Source organism: Enterobacter sp. JH25, assembly GCF_021725435.1.
GTDB classification, from domain to species: Bacteria; Pseudomonadota; Gammaproteobacteria; order Enterobacterales; family Enterobacteriaceae; genus Enterobacter; species Enterobacter intestinihominis.
This window is the reverse complement of sequence record NZ_CP091320.1, coordinates 248,124-266,448: the sequence shown is the minus strand read 5'-3', so window position 1 is coordinate 266,448 and position 18,325 is coordinate 248,124. Positions and strand designations below refer to the sequence as shown.

13 protein-coding genes are annotated in these 18,325 nt (G+C 45.8%); 8 read left to right on the top strand and 5 right to left on the bottom strand.

Annotation, left to right across the window (positions count from 1 at the left end; translation table 11 throughout):
- Positions 1-317: 317 nt before the first annotated feature.
- Positions 318-2,774 carry an Ig-like domain-containing protein gene (locus tag L2Y28_RS23975; RefSeq protein WP_001232713.1) on the top strand — a complete coding sequence of 819 codons (2,457 nt, stop codon included), beginning with the start codon at positions 318-320 and terminating at the stop codon, positions 2,772-2,774.
- A 1,107-nt stretch (positions 2,775-3,881) separates the two neighbouring features.
- Positions 3,882-4,970, top strand: coding sequence for an IncHI-type plasmid replication initiator protein RepHI2 (repHI2, locus tag L2Y28_RS23970; protein ID WP_000159528.1), 1,089 nt, complete (start codon positions 3,882-3,884; stop codon positions 4,968-4,970).
- A gap of 2,077 nt (positions 4,971-7,047) precedes the next feature.
- Here the strand turns inward: repHI2 and L2Y28_RS23965 are convergent.
- The 5 genes from L2Y28_RS23965 to L2Y28_RS23945 form a co-directional block, all read right to left on the bottom strand.
- A complete protein-coding gene (locus L2Y28_RS23965; protein ID WP_000681217.1) occupies positions 7,048-9,468 on the bottom strand; it encodes an Ig-like domain-containing protein in 2,421 nt (806 codons plus the stop codon).
- Positions 9,469-9,932: 464 nt separating this feature from the next.
- Complete coding sequence (locus tag L2Y28_RS23960; RefSeq protein WP_000491820.1) at positions 9,933-10,520, bottom strand: hypothetical protein; 588 nt, start codon at positions 10,518-10,520, stop codon at positions 9,933-9,935.
- 43 nt (positions 10,521-10,563) lie between these two features.
- Complete coding sequence (locus tag L2Y28_RS23955; protein ID WP_000149862.1) at positions 10,564-10,827, bottom strand: hypothetical protein; 264 nt, start codon at positions 10,825-10,827, stop codon at positions 10,564-10,566.
- Positions 10,828-10,920: 93 nt separating this feature from the next.
- Positions 10,921-11,682, bottom strand: a complete 762-nt coding sequence (locus tag L2Y28_RS23950; RefSeq protein WP_001447802.1) for a methyltransferase — start codon at positions 11,680-11,682, stop codon at positions 10,921-10,923.
- Positions 11,683-11,762: 80 nt separating this feature from the next.
- Complete coding sequence (locus tag L2Y28_RS23945) at positions 11,763-12,527, bottom strand: hypothetical protein (RefSeq protein ID WP_000277498.1); 765 nt, start codon at positions 12,525-12,527, stop codon at positions 11,763-11,765.
- Positions 12,528-12,858: 331 nt separating this feature from the next.
- Here L2Y28_RS23945 and L2Y28_RS23940 point away from each other — a divergent pair, with 331 nt between their 5' ends.
- The 6 genes from L2Y28_RS23940 (at position 12,859) to L2Y28_RS23915 (ending at position 18,314) form a co-directional block, all read left to right on the top strand.
- Positions 12,859-13,374, top strand: a complete 516-nt coding sequence (locus L2Y28_RS23940) for a hypothetical protein (RefSeq protein ID WP_012695482.1) — start codon at positions 12,859-12,861, stop codon at positions 13,372-13,374.
- A 103-nt stretch (positions 13,375-13,477) separates the two neighbouring features.
- Positions 13,478-13,909: a hypothetical protein gene (locus L2Y28_RS23935; RefSeq protein ID WP_001251242.1), complete on the top strand. Its 432-nt coding sequence runs from the start codon at positions 13,478-13,480 to the stop codon at positions 13,907-13,909.
- Positions 13,910-14,145: 236 nt separating this feature from the next.
- Complete coding sequence (locus tag L2Y28_RS23930) at positions 14,146-14,334, top strand: hypothetical protein (RefSeq protein WP_001107529.1); 189 nt, start codon at positions 14,146-14,148, stop codon at positions 14,332-14,334.
- Positions 14,335-14,366: 32 nt separating this feature from the next.
- Complete coding sequence (locus L2Y28_RS23925) at positions 14,367-14,618, top strand: hypothetical protein (RefSeq protein ID WP_000115760.1); 252 nt, start codon at positions 14,367-14,369, stop codon at positions 14,616-14,618.
- Between the two features lie 401 nt (positions 14,619-15,019).
- Positions 15,020-17,410, top strand: a complete 2,391-nt coding sequence (locus L2Y28_RS23920; protein WP_000694552.1) for an Ig-like domain-containing protein — start codon at positions 15,020-15,022, stop codon at positions 17,408-17,410.
- Positions 17,411-17,843: 433 nt separating this feature from the next.
- Complete coding sequence (locus L2Y28_RS23915; protein ID WP_000170639.1) at positions 17,844-18,314, top strand: hypothetical protein; 471 nt, start codon at positions 17,844-17,846, stop codon at positions 18,312-18,314.
- The last annotated feature ends 11 nt before the right edge of the window (positions 18,315-18,325 follow it).

Here is an 18,325-nt window from a genome sequence, read left to right as displayed (position 1 = left end):
TCAACAGATGCTTTTAAAATCTCGCTTCCTTGAATTTAAAAACATATCAGCACAATTGGCAAACATAAAGGAGCAGCGTCTATCAAAAGTTACTTTTATGATTGGTTGAATACTCATTTTGAAGGCTAAAATCCAAAAAAGTGGGTACAAAAAGTTACTTTTGCGTCATCCAGATGCACTGCCGCCATTTTGCATTCTGTACGTTGGTTGCTTTCTCACTTGATGTCTCTTTTAACAGGCAAATTATCACTTTATCCGACCGGACCTTGTAGGCTGAATCCGTAGAATAAGGCTATAACCTATTCCCGGAGCATCATATGCGTAAAACTCTAATTGGCTGCATGGTTGCAACTGCCCTTGCTACTGTATCTTCGGCACATGCTCAGGTATTTAGCTACTCATTTACAGATACCAATAAGGCTGTTCGGAATATTAAGCCTGCAACACAAACATATCTTAATCCCGCTGGTGTTTTGACTCTGAACTTGATATCGGGTCTTGATCGGTACGAGCGAGTGACGGTCACACGAGACAGCGATAAAAAGGTTATGTATTCCTCCGTCTCGACCAAAACGAGCGTTGCAGATCGTATCGTTGCTGCCGATGGAACAGAATACTATGGAAAGGATATGGTTCTACCGGCGCTCGGAGAAGGGACCTTTACTGTAGTCAATGAAACTCTGGATATTCGCCAGACTGTAGTGAGCACATCTACTTATCATTTCATCGTTGATACAACTCCTCCACGCTATAAGAGTATTTATCCGAGTCAAAACGCAGGTTACGACATGGTACTTTCTGGGCCACTTTGGGAGTTGGGCCGAGGCGGTAGTGGCCAGTTTTCTATATTTGCAGACGGTATTGAGGATGCTAGTGGAATTGCCAAGATCCGTCTTGTCATTAAACGAAGTAATGGTTCTGTGGTCTCCGACAATAACCTGAGTTATGACACAGCCAATAAACGTGCGTTCTATCCGTGGATTAAAGATATGAACACCCAGGCTGGCATGCCCTCAAGTGATCTTGATGAAGAATTCACCTTCAATTTCATCGTTACGGACCTGGCAGGAAATACGCTTAACATTCCTCCCCAGCGGTTTTTATATGACGATCAAATGGGAGAATTTACGCCATTTGCAGTTCATGACTCACGTGTAAGCACCAGTGTTGTACCCGGCATTTCTTCGGGATACGTCCCGTTTAAACGAGGCCTTACAGTGCTGGAAAACCCCTACAAGTTGGTTATACGTATCCCAAGAACTAACTGGAAGCCATATCGAAATGGTGGCATGAGCATTACCAATAACTATGGCGGAGTACAGGTCCTTTCCGAAGATGCCACCTATGTCTACGTGGAAGTTAAGCTGCCACAGGGTGCCTTAGATGGAAACTACTATAGACCTGTGAATACATATCAATGGTCTGGAGGAGATCTTGGTCAGTATGCCAGCTGGCTCAACTGGGATCCTGCCTCTGTAAAGAGTCCGGCTTGGGGAAGTTCACCCATAGAACGACAAAAGGCTGATGGAACATGGTTCAACAGCGTAAACTGGAACCTGTTCAAGGCATCTGATATGCCTATAAAACTTACTAATATCCGGTTCAATGTACAGGCTAGGCCATATGATCAAAAAATCACTGGCGGAGCAACATGCAGTATTCCAGCTGGCTCAACAACCTGTACCGTCTCTTTGCCCCAGGATATTATAAATGGCACTACCGGCTATCTTCATAGTGGCTATGAAGTAAGGTCAACCACCGAAGCAACCTTCTTTGCCCCTATATGGGAGAATATAGCCTGGCATACACTGGGTCCCTCCGTCACTGGATTTGATTACATTGAAACCACCAACATTCTCCAGGTTTACGTGAATCAACCTGGAGATGGTTCATATTTCGACCATGTTTATGTAAATCGAGTTTGGTTGTCAGATAAAAACCGTAACAACGCAGAAATAAGCGTAACCGGCAAACAAACAGGTAGAAATATGGCGTCTGGGAACTACACGTATGAGTTCAACATGAAAGAGGTACCAGAAGGCAGTTATAACGTGGTAATTAATGCCCAAGATACATTCAACAATACCGGTAACCTCCCTTATCAAACTGTTGTCGTTGATAATACAGCACCATCTGTAAGTATTAGCTACGAAGGAAAACCGATCAGCAAAAACGTAACAGTATATGGGCTGGAGAACGTCCGTATACAGCTCACCGATGCTCTAACTAAACCATCCTTAAGCCGTATGACTCTTCGCGGTGGCCCTGTTTCTGATGCGGTGGAATTGTCTTGGGTGAATCTGGGAAACAACCTGTATGCACCTAATTATCCCAAGATCTTTCCGTCTCTTAATGAAGGCGAAACATACACTCTCACAGTTCAGGCCAAAGATGAGATGAACAACGTTAAAGAAAGCTCAGTCGAATTTAACTACCTTCCAAACAATCTCGTCAGGCTAGAGAATCTGAAAACCTTAGCTGTCAATGCTTCTCTCAAAACATCTGACAATACTCCTCTGGCTGTTCTGTATGCCAGCCAGCTGCGTAAAAAGGATGGTTCAATCGCTACAGGGCTTCAGGACGCAGTGCTTACTGTCCGTAAGGACGCTGCATTCGGCGTGACTGTAAATGGTGTTTCTGCGATGCCAGGTGAAAGCAAAGAGCTTCAACTGGATTTGGGGCTCGGGGACAGCCGTAGCTTTCCTATTTTCCCTGCTGTATCCGGCCTTACAGGCAGATCTGAGTTCATGATTAACATTGAAGAATTAAAATAAAGCAGGGCTGTTTTGCTGAAGCACAACGGCCGTCTTCTGATGCGCCGTAGCCCATGTTGTTGCAAATCAGTCCGACGTTCATTGCGTAAGTAACGCTTACTGCGGACCATGGTAGTGATTAGACTCACTACCATGGTCATTTCACCACATATCTTCTCTGCATTGCTCTTGTTGGGCAGACTAGTAACTCGTCACTAAATTGCAGCTTTTGTCTTGCTAAGTCGCTGGTATAACTGCACTACGAAATCGTCAAAAGATTTTATCCCTCATGTAGATCCAATAAATGATCCCAAAGGTGCCAGAGAGTACAAAGAAGATCCCGGTACGCTGTAGGCCGCATGGTTACTGGGCTGGAGCATTGTCACTGACAACAGTAGCGACATAAGTGACAACGGGAGTGACTTAAAAGACAATGGTAGAGACTATTTCGACGTTGGTAATGATTTTAAGTGACAATGGTAGTGAGGTTAGACTTAAACTTCCACTGTAAGGTAAGGTGACTCGCATTATTTAAATAAATTATTACTTTCAATTACTTGCGACACGAGTCTGCATGTATGCTTCTATTTCTCAAAAATTTATCCACCGAAAATGCCTGTGGCTGTGATTTAGCTTTGACGACAGTTTTTATCAGGGAGGCAAGTTGAGACCTGTATAAGAACTAAGCATTTATTTATCCCCATTTTCCACAAGGTAGTTCCAATAATTAGTACCTTAGTGTTCCTGATAGATCAAAAGAGATCCCCGCTGCCTCCAGGCCAGACGGCACAAGGCCTGAGACGTGATCAGTGACAACAGTAGTGATTATTTTGACATTGGTAGTGATTATTATAACGTTGGTAATGAGTTTTTTGACATCAGTAGTGATCAGAGCGACAATAGTAGTGACTTTTCATTAGATCTTTTTAACTTGATCTGATCCGTTGTTGATAAGAGTTGCAGGTCATTGTATGCAAAGAGTTTTTGCCAAGTTTTAATGAGTGGAGTCGTTTTTTTAGGTAGAACTTATGCACAGATATGGATCATCACAATGATCCATCCAGTGACATAGAGTTCGCTGGGGCTTACTATTCACCAATCTGTTTACACATTCAGTGATAACTTATTATGACTAAAGAGAAAGATACTGAGCAGCAGGACCTGGTCACCAGGGCTTTCTCTGTTAGAGAGAAAGAATCAGGTAAAGACATCATTTTGCGTCCTAACAGCAACCGTACGGTGCAGTCTATTGCTTTGATGCGGCTCGGGCTGTTCGTCCCATCACCAAAGAGTGTGGGGCGTCAAAATCGGGAATATAAAACGGTTGGCTTTGACGCAACGAAAGAGTTACAGACGCTCTCTTTAATGGAGAGCGAGGGGTTCACCAATATTTCAATTGTCGGTGAGCGTCTTGATATGTCAGTAGATTTTAAGACGTGGATGGGCATCATTCGAACCTATGCCAATCATCCGATTAACAATGACACGATAAGCTTAAAATTCACTGAATTCCTCAAGCTATGTACGCCTGAAAATTATCGCTCATCTACAGCGTCCAGAAAACGTATAGACGCCTCCTTACGCAGGTTAGCATCCGTTACCTTGTCGTTCACCAGTAATAACTCGTCCAAAGTCTATACAACGCATCTGGTACAGTCTGCCCTGTTAGACCCGGAATCAGATCAGGTTGTCCTTCAGGTTGATCCTAAGATTTTCGAGCTCTATCAATACGATCATAAGGTTTTGATGCAGCTGAAGGCAATTAAGGAGTTGGCCAAGAAGGAAAGCGCCCAGGCTCTCTATACGTTCATAGAGTCATTACCGCCAAATCCTATACCGATATCCCTTACTCGGCTGAAAAATCGTCTGAACCTCAAAACACGAGCAAATAGTCAGAATGCTACCGTGAGAAAGGCTCTTGAAGAGTTGGCATCGATAGGATACCTCCAGTACACCGAAATTAAGAAAGACGGAAAAGTATACTTCCAGATTCATAAGCGGGATCCCGATCTGAATTTGAACAATACTCAGCCTCCTTTAGAAGTGGTTGAAGATGAAGAAGAGAACTCAGGGTCTTCTGTTTTAGAAGGTGAGTTATGCCCACCAGCTGACCCGATAGACGGCGATGATGTTCTTACCGTCCATGATTTAACCGCTGAAGAACTGCGCTATATTCGTAGTCTTCGAAGCCAGAAAAAGAACAGCAACGCCAGCTAAAGTTAACCCGGCGGTTCAGGCTCCGGGTGCTAAATTACTTCTTCGATTTTCGTTAGTCCCAGCCCGCTCTTTCACGTCAACGGTAATGAGTCAAAAGTCATTACCGTTGTCATTGTTCTCTACCACCCTATGTAGATCGAGATTGCGAATTCAACGCTTTCTCCTGAGTCACCTGTTAACACCCGGTTTCTACGCTTTACTTCATTGGCCAGTACATCCAACGGAAAATATCGTAACGGGGTGACAATGGCAGTGAGTTGACCCACTCACTACCATCGACATTCAAATCCCGGCTTCTCTGGTAGCTATAGTGACAATGGTAATGATGTGTACCTTACTGGCATTGTCATTGTCCTCCGAGTGTGCGTTCAGCTTTGGGAGGACACCGGAACTTAATGCGGCGAGTCACGGCCATTGTGAATCTCGATTGGATTGGCGAATACGGCTTCCGGTTGGGCCAGATGTCAATGGTTATGCTTCATCCAGCTCATTACTGTAGTCATTGCCGTTCAGCTGAGCTGATGCTCCTCTCATTCTATGTGGCGACAACGGTAGTGAGCCCAGAAAGTGACTACCGTTGTCATGGCCGTCCAGTAGAGCGGGTCAACCTCTTAAATCACAGGGTGACAACGGTATTGAGCCCAGAAAGTCACTACCGTTGTCATGGACGTCTGGTTAAGCGGATCTACCTCTCAATTCACAGGGTGACAATGGTAGTGAGCCCAGCAAGTCACTACCGTTGTCATAGTCGTCCCGTTGAGCAGATCAACCTCTTAACTTACAGGATGACAACGGTAGTGAGCCTATTAAGTCATTACCGTTGTCATTGCCATCCAGAAGAGCGGATGATCCTCTCAATTCATACGGCGACAATGGCACTGAGCCCAGCAAGTCACTTCCGTTGTCATAGCCTTCCAGAAGAGCAGATGAGCCTCTTAATTAACAGGGTGACAACGGTAGTGAGCTCATTAAGTCATTACTATTGTCATGGCCGTACAGCTGAGCTGATCATCCTCTCAATTCACACGCCGACAATGGTAGTGAGCTATTAAAGTCACTACCATTGTCATAGACGTCCAGTTAAGTGGACCATCCTCTCAATACACACGGTGACAACGGTAGTGAGCCATTAGAATCACTACCGTTGTCATTGCTTTTCAGGTGCACTGATAAGGCTCTCAATAGACACGACGACAATGGCAGTGAGCAATTAGAGTCACTTCCGTTGTCATTGCTTTCAGCTGAGCTGATAAGGTACGTCATTTACACGATGACAATGGCAGTGAGCCAATCGAGTCACTACCGTTGTTAATGCCGACCAACCGAGGGAAGGGTCCGCTCAAAGAACTGAGTGACAACAGTAGTGAGATCATCCAATCACTACCATTGTCAGCTTAAACCTGTAGGACGAAGAGGCTTGTCCGATAAAATGACGACAATGGAAATGAGCCTATCCATCACTACCACTGTCATTAAAGTCCAGCGGTTCAACGTTAATCAGTAGCTCCGGATGACAATGGTTGTGAGTCAGGCAATTCCCAAGCATTAAGTGACAGCAGCGTAACACCTCTAAGCTCACTCCTGTTGTCAGGGGTTAGGGTATTGAGTCTCTACCGTCGTCAGTGTTTCTGAGACACCAGTATTGCAGATCACTACAATTGTCACTTAAGTATCGACGGGGGAATAGATGCAAGTGACTGGCTAACCAGTACCAGTTTAGATTCAAAACGATCCCATCTTTGTGGATGCACTTGAGTAAGCTCGTATGACGATATGTCAGAGAAGTGACAACGGGAGTGAGTTGCCGGACTCACTACCGTTGTCATCCCCGGTTGAAGGAAGAGGATCCCCGGGGCTGTATATTTACCGGGTATCCTTACTCAAGGGTTTCGACACTCACTCCCATTGTCGTAATCAACGAGTGTGCATTGTCTTTTAAAAGCATCGCTGGAAACGTACGATTAAAGTAACTTTTCTTTCGGTTCTTCCTTGCGAATCTCTGAAGACGTACTGGCTGATCGGAGTCAAGGAGGGCAGTAAAATTGAAGCCGTCAGTTTTACTGTCGGCTCCGGGTAGTTACTTCAACTCGTCGATCTGAATCATGAATTCTGAGGTGCCAACTTTCCCATTTTCGGAAGGATAAACGGGTAACAGAAGATTATCCCCCTGGCCCATATCTATTTGCACCTCAACTGACTCACCTGGAGCCGCCTGTGCCCCGTTAAATTTAATACCGAAGGCTGCATCCTTCCGCACAGTCAGCGTTGCGTTCTGGACCCCTTTAGCAATTTCTCCATTTGTCTTACGCAGAACGTTAGTGGACAGGTACGCAAGGGGTACGCCATCTGTCGTTTTGAGAGGCGAACTGACCGATAATGTGCGTAGATTATGTAACTGCACAAGGTTATTCGGTAGATAACTGAACTTCTGAGTATAGGTTTTGGTATTCGACTGACTATCGGCAACTGTTACGCTAATTGAATAATTTTCAGATGGTTCGAAATTTGGGAACAGCCTCGGATACTCAGGCATGTATGTATCTTTGCCTGCCGGTGACCACGTAAGCTCAACGTTATCAGCTGTGGGGCCACCTACGAGCTGAAGACGGGTTATCCTCGGGGTTGTCAGATTATCTGCCAGAGCGATCCTGAGGTTCTCCAGGCCGTACACTACCGTATCGTCTTTTACCGGCTTTCCGTCGAATGTTATGGCCACTGTCGGAGGAGTGTTATCCAGAGCAATTTCTCCGAAAGTTTTATTGGTCTGGTTCTGGAAGAAGTCCCTGATGTTGACCTCAACGTTGTATTTTCCTTCAGACTGACGGGATAAATCATAAGCAATCGTGTAGTTACCTGAGATACGAGATTTGATTACGCCTGTGGGTGACATCCGGGTACCGGTGTTCTTATCGGAAAGATAAAATTCCCTCAATGAGACCGAGTCGAACCAGTTACCATCGCCTTCAAGTGACGCCAGTACATCCAGCTGCTTGTTAGTCTCGTCATATGATATCGAGTTTATTACCGGCAGTTGTTTATTGTTCCAGCGTGTCATAATCCATTGCTCAGACCGCAAAATGGGATTGCTGATGCTGCGAACGAAGTAAAGGATCCTATTGTAGCCCTGGGTACCCAAGGCCATATCAAACGTCTCAGGCGCTTCACACGAGGTTTTTCCTGCCGGAATGGTGCAGGTCGCCTTACCGCCGATCTCTTGTGCAAAGGGCCGGGCTTCAACGTTAAAACGAAGTCGGGAAATTTTAATTGGCAGTCGTGATGAAGCCACACTCTCAAAATCCTTCCACTTAACCCAGTTCCCCTTATCATCGAGGAAATCTACCCAGGTACCCGCAAATGCAGGCGTTTGGTTTGCAGATGGGTTTAGAACGAGGCTGTATGACGGATAATACCCTCCCCACTGGCCAAAGTTCGCCATACGAGCCATATCCCCATTAATTGAGCCATAGGGAAGAGTCATTTCAACATAAGCATAAGTGCTGTCTACAGCTATCTCTTTGGGGGCGGAATATTGATTGATGAACTGAAGCCCACCTTCTGAATAAGCACGGTAGTTAGATTTTGGGATCCGGTAGACTAATCGAATAGGGTTTTCGTTAACGACCATACCGGCTTTGTAAGCCGGATAATTAGAAACCCCGGGTACGACGCTGGAAGACGTATTTGGATCATGAACGGCCCACAGTGTCATCTCACCCAGCGTGTTGTCGTAGCGAAATTTTTGAGTTGGCAGCGTTCGGCTATTACCTGCGTTATCGAAGATAACAACTTTTGCAGTAAAGTCTTCATCCAGGTTGCTGTCTGGTATTCCGGTTCCCTTAACTGAATTCTTAGAGTAAGTGTGGTACATCTTTTGGCCGGATACGTCATACTGCATCTGTGTAGTGCTGTAGAGGCTACCGTCCTGCCTGTAAATATATATTAGGCCCTTATCAATACCATTTGCATCACTTACGCCCGAAGAGGTGAAGTCATACTGCCCCGTTGCCTCTAATCCAAGCTTCCACACGTCACCAGCGGTAGAGCCAGAACCAGTATTAGCGGTAAGAGCATTTGCCGCTGGAGGGGTGACATCAATTAGCCAGTTATAGTTATAGGTCGCTACAGGCTTCTGATTGAGATCTAACACGTTTATCTGAACGACAAATTTGCCTTCACCCAAAGCAGGCAAAGTTACTTTTTTGCCGTAGAACTCACTACCGTCAGCAGCTGTTAGTCGGTCTGATACACCCGTCCGTGTAGTCGTAGTATTAAGAATGACAGTTCCAGTGTCTTTCGTGACTTTGACATTAACGAAACGATCAAGACCTGAAATAAGTGTCAAAGTTACCGGTGATGCCGGATTAAGCATAAGACGAGAAGACGGGGCGTGGATCTCAATACCGTTCGTGTCTTTAAAGGCCGATTCATATATCTGAGCTGGGGCCTGAACAGACATACCGAGTCCGGCTACAGCAGTAATAAAAGCGAGATGTTTCATTCTTATTCCCCTTTAGGTTTGGTGTTATTTTAAGCTTTTCCTAAAGGTCACTATGTTCGTAAAAGTATAAAAAACTTCTCCATATGGTGCTCGAAATTACAAATCTATAATTTGCCTTTCGACAAACCTTATTGTGCGTTCAGGACGGAAATCTTTCTTTTTGGAATTACATCTGACATTTCTGTGGTGTCCAAACTGGCAACGATTGCAAAACTTATAACATTAGCCTGAAACTATCGGCATCCACATATCGCATTAAGTGATGCTTTTACTTTGTGTAAAAAAGAATCAGGATAAATTAGGTATGTCAGATATAAATGCGTTAACGGACGGCATATATGAATCAAAACCTGGCGGCATTACGCCACCAGTCGAGAGGGGAGTGAACCTCAGTCAGTACGTCTACCTTCGTTCCGCAAGGCGCTTCTTGTTGTGAATTACAAACTGCCCTGGCGAGAACTGCATCATTTCACCCCTAGCAACACACGTGCCTCTTCAACGGTTTGCCAAGAAGGCATTGCTACGCCAGATTGAGTGCCGTTGCCCCTGCGCTCACCTGTGTCACATTCTACATAAAGACGCATCAGCATCGCTTCTGTTTCAGCGGCCCGGCTATTATCCATTACCAGTTCTGCTGCGCGTCGTAGCTGTTCTGGAATGTCATTCCACATTCCCGCACCACTTCTGTCTTTGTTAGTGAGCAAGTCTTCAATAGCAGATGAAGCCATGTTAAGCAGGTCAGCCGAAACTAAAGGCATCGGCGGGGCGGTATAGAGGATTCGACGTCTTCCGCGTCTGTCTGGATCGTATTTATCATAAAAAGCTTTGTTCACATCTTCCCAGTGCCACTGAAGTTGCCCGGTTGCGTCATGGTGGCAAAACTCGCACTGATAAACAGGCGCAATCGACATAACTGCCTTTCCAATACGTGCCAGTACAGCAACTTCGTCAGCTCTGAGACTCATTGCTTCGCTTGGGTTACTACCCTCGGCAAATTCCAAAATTTGTTCAATACGTTCTGGTGTGAAAGTGGTCATAGGCTTTGAAAACATATTTTTCCAGTTGTGCTTACCATATCATCAGGCATTAGGAGCGTTAGCGAATAATTAACAGGTCAGGACCAAAACTAAATCCTTCCCCCATACGGTCTTCATGACGGGAGACATATGCCTTACCGTATTTCTCCAGATCCTGTAAGCGATCTTTTGCCAGATTCCACGAGTATTCCTGGCCCCACACGGGTCCGTCACGCCCGTCAAAGCGGTCAGGTTTACAATTTGCTTTCAGAAGAGCGTAGACATGCTCCACCGTGGGTAGCTGCAAAGCACTATTAGCCTGAGAAACGGCAGTATGCGTCATTTCTGTTCACTCTTTATTGATTTAGTCAGTTAAGCCGGTCAGGTAACTTTAACCGGCTACTCGTATTAAGATTTCTTTCCGGTTGCTTGTCAGTTAGCGGCGAAGATCAATTTCAAGGCGGGCTGTTTTGACCTTTGTTCCGGACTCCCTAAATGTATCATCCGGAAGAGGCGAAATTTGTCCGCCAAGTTGTTTGACTCGCTCCCTGAGCGCTTTTGTCAGTGTGTCTTCCCGGAACAATACCCCAGCTGACAGAATGGCCTGTAAGCGACCTCGCTTAGCGAGCATTGCGATGGCATGCATGACATGTTTAACGTCAGAGCGTTTAAGGAATGGTGGATTCATAACGATAACATCAAAAGTTTCATCGGGCTGGTACCCAAGAAAGTCGGTATGCACCAGCTCGACTCCTGTGCTAAGGACACTATCGTTCTTCACTGCAAGGAATCGCTCATCGTTCAATTCGATCCCGGTAATCAATGCATCCGGAGCCGCCAGTTTTAAGGCTTTCAGAATGCGGCCATCACCAAACTCTGGCTCCAGTACACGCTCCCCGGCAGCTGGTTCAGCGCGTAGAACCATATCTGTGACTAAATTCTCAGGTGTAGGGAAGAAATTGAACAGATCTCGTGGGATGTCAACCGAACCTGTCAGAATGATTTGCTCGATACGCTCAGCTGCATCCGCCGTAAAAATATGTGCCTGCTCTTTTCGGTTCCATTTGCCACCGGCGGCTTCGAGCACTTTGTTTGTCTTAACATAAATGCTGCGGTCGAGCTGGTCGGCCAGGAAAAGAAAGTTCCCTTCAGCACGGCAGCGAGATAAGACGTTCAGAACTTCAGTTGAGATTTGCATTAAAACTCCATTAAGAGGATTTACCCGCCTGGCGGCAGCGGGTTGGTTACTTAAACGGGACAATTCAGATTTGGCCTTGGTTAGTCGGCAGACAACAGCAGGGATGGGCTGTTATAAGAGAAGCGGTCAACGGGAGCCTTATCAAATCGCTGACCGCTTGCATCAGGGGTCAGAACGAGTCCGTTATGGGCGCAATGAATGTGGAGCAACATATCCCCGCCGGTGTTGATGTGTAAGGCAGGCACACCCTGATCGATTTCGAACATGACACCAAAACAGGGGTTACCTTCCTTGTTAACAACTTCACAGTGGATGTTATGTTGGCCGGTAACGCTGACCTGATAGGCCTGACTGTCCTCTTCTGGCAGTGTTTCCTCCTCCAGGCGCCAGTCCTGAAGTGTGAGGCTAATTTCAGGGGTGTCATGCTCTTTCTGAAGAGCCTGGATACCTTTACGGAACAGCTGCATCATTTCAGGAGTAAGGCAGTCTTCCTCAGCTCCAAAATGTTCTTTCCAGCCTTCAGGATCTGCATACATCCAGACGTTTTTAGCGAGCGAAGGTAAGGAAGCATCAGGCTCTACAAGGAGGTGAGGGATGTTCTCTTTGATTCCGAGATAACGTACCGGCTGGCCATTAAGCGGTAACCCATCCGACACTGTAACTTCTGTTCCTGGCAAGACGACGCTGTTTACCAGACCTCCACAATGTTCGGCCACCACGCGGCCTAAATCTGCCATAAACATCCGATGCTTTTCTGGTGAGTCCAGCTCACCAAGGAGTTCAGGTTTAAGCAGTAAACCGGTAATAATCTCAGTCAGTTCACGAGGAGATACTAATTTATACATTTTGTTTTCCTTTTCTGTGTTGGCTTTATATTACCAATCCAGATGCACGAGCTAATAACCTCCAGACAACTTTTTCAAAAATTATTTACTTAAAGCAGGGTGCTAATATGCGCAAGAAATGAATTTAGGAAGGACGGCTTCAAATTTAACTTTTTGGTTTTTTATTTTAGACGGACTTTAAAATAGCATCGTTGATAAAATAATAAACATGGTTTGTTTTTTTGTTTGTATTGACAATCAAATGGGTATAAATTAATTTACTTACATGGCGTATATTTAACGCCACCGCCCCGGCGGCACCGGGCATAAAAGGAAAACCATTTTGAAACCGATGCTCAAAAAAGATTTTTTTTCAGCTATTGAAAACCTTCTCAAAGCTGGCTTTCAACCTCGCTTTTACACTGTTAACAGTGGCCGAATCGGTCTCATTACATTCACTGATAAAAATGGAACAAAACAGGTCGAACAGGTTTATTCCTGCACTTCTTTAGCCGCCAATACTTTTGGAAAGCGCTTCACCACTTGGTTAGAAGAAATTTTTCAAAAGCATAATGAAGAAAAAGTAGCTGATTCCGGGTTCGAGGTTGGTAGCCGTGTCTGGGATAAATTGATGTATACGTTGCGCACCATTTCAGAAATTCGTGCCGGGGGGGTGCTGGTGCTGGATAACGGTGCACAGCGTACACTGGATGAAGTGCAAAAAACGGCACCTGAAACAAACCAGGTGGAGCCAAAGGAAATCTCTTCACTTCAGGAGCTGCTGAACGCTTCCAAAAATCTGGAGCCGACTTCGCCTGAGCTAATTGCGGCTCTTAATGAGGCTCTGTCAACCGCCATAAAACGGTGAATGCAACGGCAGTCTGGCACATCAGGCCTTGTCAGAGATTAGGCCTGAAAAGCACTTACGTACCGATATAACACCTAATTCCCCTCTAAGGAGATTGCCCTAAATGGCGATGAATAAAAAAGAACAAGCCGCGTATGATGAGCTGGTGGCACAGGCCAGAATAAACCGCGCTTTACGCTGGTCTGACTATGGCGTTGAACGCGATATGCCCGTACCAGAGGTCTCGGGGGAATACCAAAACGGCTGGAGCTTCAACACCGCCACTGGCACTGTTTATCCGACATGGAGCGGAACTACGGTTCACGGCACACGGGAAGAGGGAGAGGTTGTCGATGCAACCTCCCGCCGCATGCGAGGCATGAATGGTAGCCAGAACGGCATACCACAATACAGCACCAAAGAACGCGCCCTGAAGGCATTACGCTGTTCGCTTGAAATCAAGTTTGCCATGCAGCTGGATGCCATAGATAAAGCTATCGCAAAAGAAATAGAGCTGTCCACCGCTCGCCGGGAGAGCGATACATCAGATGCCTAGCGGTAAACCATCAATTCAGGCCCGTGATCAGAGGGGCCTTAACGCCCTGAAAGAGGCGGTTCCAGCGACGGCACAACTACAGATGCGGGTTACCCCTGAACGTAAACTGCGTTACGTCAATCAGGCAAAGGCCGAAGGTCTGGGTCTAACAGACTGGGTCCAAAAGCATATGGATAACGTGTGTGATCTGGCAGGCCAGCCTGAAATAACCATGTACAAAGATGATGGAGAAACAAGTGGCCAAAAATAACAACAGTCTCAAACAGCATGTCTTCAATATGCTGTCGGCTGGCAGCGAACTTAAAGAAGTGAAGCGTTTTCTCACCAGCAAGCGAGTTAAAGCCCGCCTGGCAGTGTCAATGATCCACGAGCAGGCGATTGCTGTGCAGAACACTGAATACCAGAATTATCCGGCTTATAGCTAACTGGTAACAACAATTACAGAGAGATACTTAAAATGAGCGTAAACCCAGAATACACCAGGGTTCAGCATGTCCAGATTATTCGCGAGCGAGATGGGCAGAAGGAAGTTGTTCGAGTCTATGATGAAGATGGCGACGTGGTTCTGTGTTTACCTGCCTACATTCAAGATGAGGAAATAAATCTTATTCTGCGCCGGTTGAATGACGTATATTCAGTCGGATATCGTGTAGGTGATGCAGCCCGCCGCCGCGCCATCAAAAAAGCGCTGGGGGATGATGAGGAGTAAGGCCATTTTTACTGGCAAGATATCTGTATACCGGAGTCTTTAGAGTACGTTCTAATGGCTCCGGATTATTAATACTGTTTTACTCATGCAATAAAAAGCAAACCAAAATTCTTTCGCTAATTCATTTTTAAATGCTCAAATCATTAAATGTAAGGAGCGTTATTTATCAATAGGTATGGCGTTCTTAATGGCTATTAAGCTAGTTCTGCTTTCGCTTGCTTCTGGAAATTAGGGAAACCTAATTTTACCCTATCAAAAAGTAACTTTTCTGGTTTTGTTGCATTCACGTAAACAAAAAAGTCCCGCCGGGCAGAAAAGAAAAACATCAAAAATAGCTATTTTCCCGAAAAGATCACGAACACTGAAAAAGTATCATGGGGAACCTGATCAGGAGACAACCCATGAAAATCAAACTAGCCCTGCTTATTGCATTTGCAGGTTTCAGCGCAGGAGCTTCCGCTGAAATCGCAGAATTCAGCTTTAAAGATACCCTGAACGTTAAAAAGACCGTATCGCCTGCATCCGTATGGATTAATCCGGTAACGAGCTTTGACGTTGCCGTTATTTCCGGTCTGGACCGTTATATTACGCTCAGTCTGCTGAAAAGTGACGGGAGCCTCATCTGGAGCACGAAAAGCAGCCTGGTTACCGTTGATGACCGTACCACATCTTCGACAGGCTTTGATTATTACGGCAAGACTCTGACCGTACCAGCGATGGGAGAAGATAGCTTCACCCTCAGAGAGGTGATTACCGACTTGCAAGGGAAGGAGGTCTCCCGGCAGGATTACCCGCTTGCAATTGACCGAACGCCTCCGGCAACGGGTACCATAAGTTATACGAGAAATGGGTGGAACTTTGGCAGCGAAGCGATCTTCACTTCAGTACCAGCCGGTATGCAGTACGCCAGCGTCCAGGCACTGGTCTTTAATGGACTGAGTGATAAAGGTTCCGGGCTTGCTAATGCTGAATATTTCATAACCGATGCCGCTGGAGTGGAGCGTAAAAAGCCAGCGGAAATTAATACAGTGGAAGGTAGCGTAACCGTTCAAGTCGCCGACGCAAGCAGCAATGCCCTGGCACCGGAAAACCGCTCTGAATATAAAGTGGGGATCTACCTTTATGACAAAGCGGGAAACAGGAGCGAACTAAGCCGCCGAAGCGTAATTGATCGGGTTAAGCCTGACGATATCATCCAGGTGCAGGACGCCACTACCGGATCATGGGTCTCCTATCAGTCTGGCATGACCGTCTTCCAGAACCCTATTTCCGTACGGGTATTAAGGAAGAAAAGTGACTTTACTGCTGTTAACGGTTCCAAATATGGCTGGGCGGACTCGAATTTCCAGACGTCCGATAGCACTTATAATATCTATACTTTCAAATACATATATCCAAATGTGGGGGATACTTATCATGAATTTCAGACTCTGGCGGGAGGAGTAAGACGAATTCATCATAACTCCCTCAACTTCACTCCAGCCCCGGCGATGGAAATAGCCCCGAAGATAGTGGCTAAAGAGATGTACCGGAGTGATACCAGTGAGTGGTTAACTCAGGCCTCAATCAGCGTTAAAACCGCCACCATTAGCCGCATAAAGGTAACCGCAGAACCCCGACCATACGTGCAAAAGTTCAGAACGGTAAAAAATGCAGCCTGGTTCTGCACTATTCCTGTCGGACAAAGTTCATGCGAGATGACGGTTAACTTCAACTACACCAGTGACAAAGGATTTGAGTATCTGCATCTTTACTCGGGAAAAGATGGTGACAGCATATTCGATGCGCTTGCTGGTAATTTTACGGTTATCTGGGATAACAACCCACCGGTGGTTAATGTCGCTCAGGTAAACAAGGCCTCCAAGACAATCACTATGACGGCCACCGATAATGATCGCGTCAACGCCTGGAACATCAGCTACTGGGATACCAAAGTTTTCGAAGCCACCCTTAAAAATGCCCGGGGGGAAACTTTCACCCTGAAGCCTGTGACTGTCAGTGAAAGCGATTATAAAACCAAAAACGCCACTTTCTCATACGCTGGTCTACCGGACGGGGATTATACGGTTGTTAGCGTGTCTGCCACGGATCTTGTTGGAAACACAGGAACCAAAACGCTTAATGCACCGCTGAAAATTGACTCAACGCTTCCGGTTATTGCGTTCAGCTTTAATGGCGCAGACGCAGAAGGAAAACTGGTTAAAGGGCTTGAGAACCTACGCATAAGCGTTACTGATGCCTCTGGGGATGCTTCCCTGATATCGCTTCAGCTCGCTGGTGGACCTAACTCTGAAAAGGTCACCCTTGCATTCACGCCGCTATCCAAGGATGTCTTTATTCCTGAATACCCCAGAATCTTCCCCAATACTGACGAATCGGGACAGATGTATCATCTGGAGGCTCTGGCTATTGACGAATCAGGTAACCGGACCACTAAAACGCTTAATTTTACCTACCAGCCAGCTAACCTGATTATGCTGGATAATCTCAAGACGCTGGCCACAGCCGTAGCACTGAAAGCAACGGACAACACGCCGCTGGCCATCATCCGAACCAGTGTGTTGCGTCGTCAGGACGGTTCTATCATTACCGGACAGTTAAACGGAACCCTGACTGTTCAGAAAAACGCCCAGTTCGGCGTTACGGTTGCCGGAGTTACGGTCCAGCCTGGTGAAACTAAATCGCTGTCACTGGATCTTGGTAATGGTGAAGAGCGCACATATCCCGTTACTCCCGCTGTAAGTGGTCAATCTGGCACGGCCACATTTACTATAGAATTCCCTCAAACATAAACCCTACACAAGGGTACGGTAGTATGCCGTACCCTGTTACGCCATCCTCAATGTAAAATGTAGAGTTGAGCATGACTTAATTATTACTTTCTCATTAAGTGTCTCTTAAACTGCAAACGGGAAAGTAATATTCCCGAGACGGGAAGGACTCCTTCCTTTTGGTTATAATCTATGATGCTAAACTGTGTAATTACACCGGAACAATGTCCTCGTTTAAATCGCTGGCACCAGTACATGATTTATCCATGAATGCTTTTTGATGCAATTTTACTTCAGAATGCTCTTAATTTTTTAAACAAATTATATTTGAATCCTTCGTGTATAAATTTGCAGCCCCTCTCTCAATGTTTTTTTAAAATATTTACTCTCAGGTTATTAGCCAGTAGATTCATTCTGTCATGATTACTCCAGAACTAACCGGAGGAATCACATTATGACCAAATATTATGATCGCAGTGGAATTGAAATCTCCAGCGCAAAAATCCGCTGTGTTGATTCTGTAAAAGGTACTGCGGAATATACTTTTCGTATTGTTTGCGATAAATGCAATGGGCGGGGAGAGCGTAAGCATTTTTATAGAAGTCGCTGTATGGCTTGTAAAGCCACGGGTTACAGCCTCGAAACGACCCGTACTGCTTACACGCTGAATGCGCTGTACCGCATTAATGCGCAAGCTGCCCGCAAAGTGTCAGCATCCCTGCAAGACGAGCGTTTAAGGACTGAAAGCGCCCACAGTTCTGCGTTCACAGCATGGTGCAGGTCTCATCAAAAAATGGTTGATGCAATCACCCAACAATCCAGTAGTAATAATTTTCTGGAAAGCCTTAAGTCTTCTTTAACCCACCAGCGTCAGTTAAGTGATAAGCAGCTGGCAGTTGCCGCCCGCATTTTAGGTATTCATTAATTCAAAGCCCT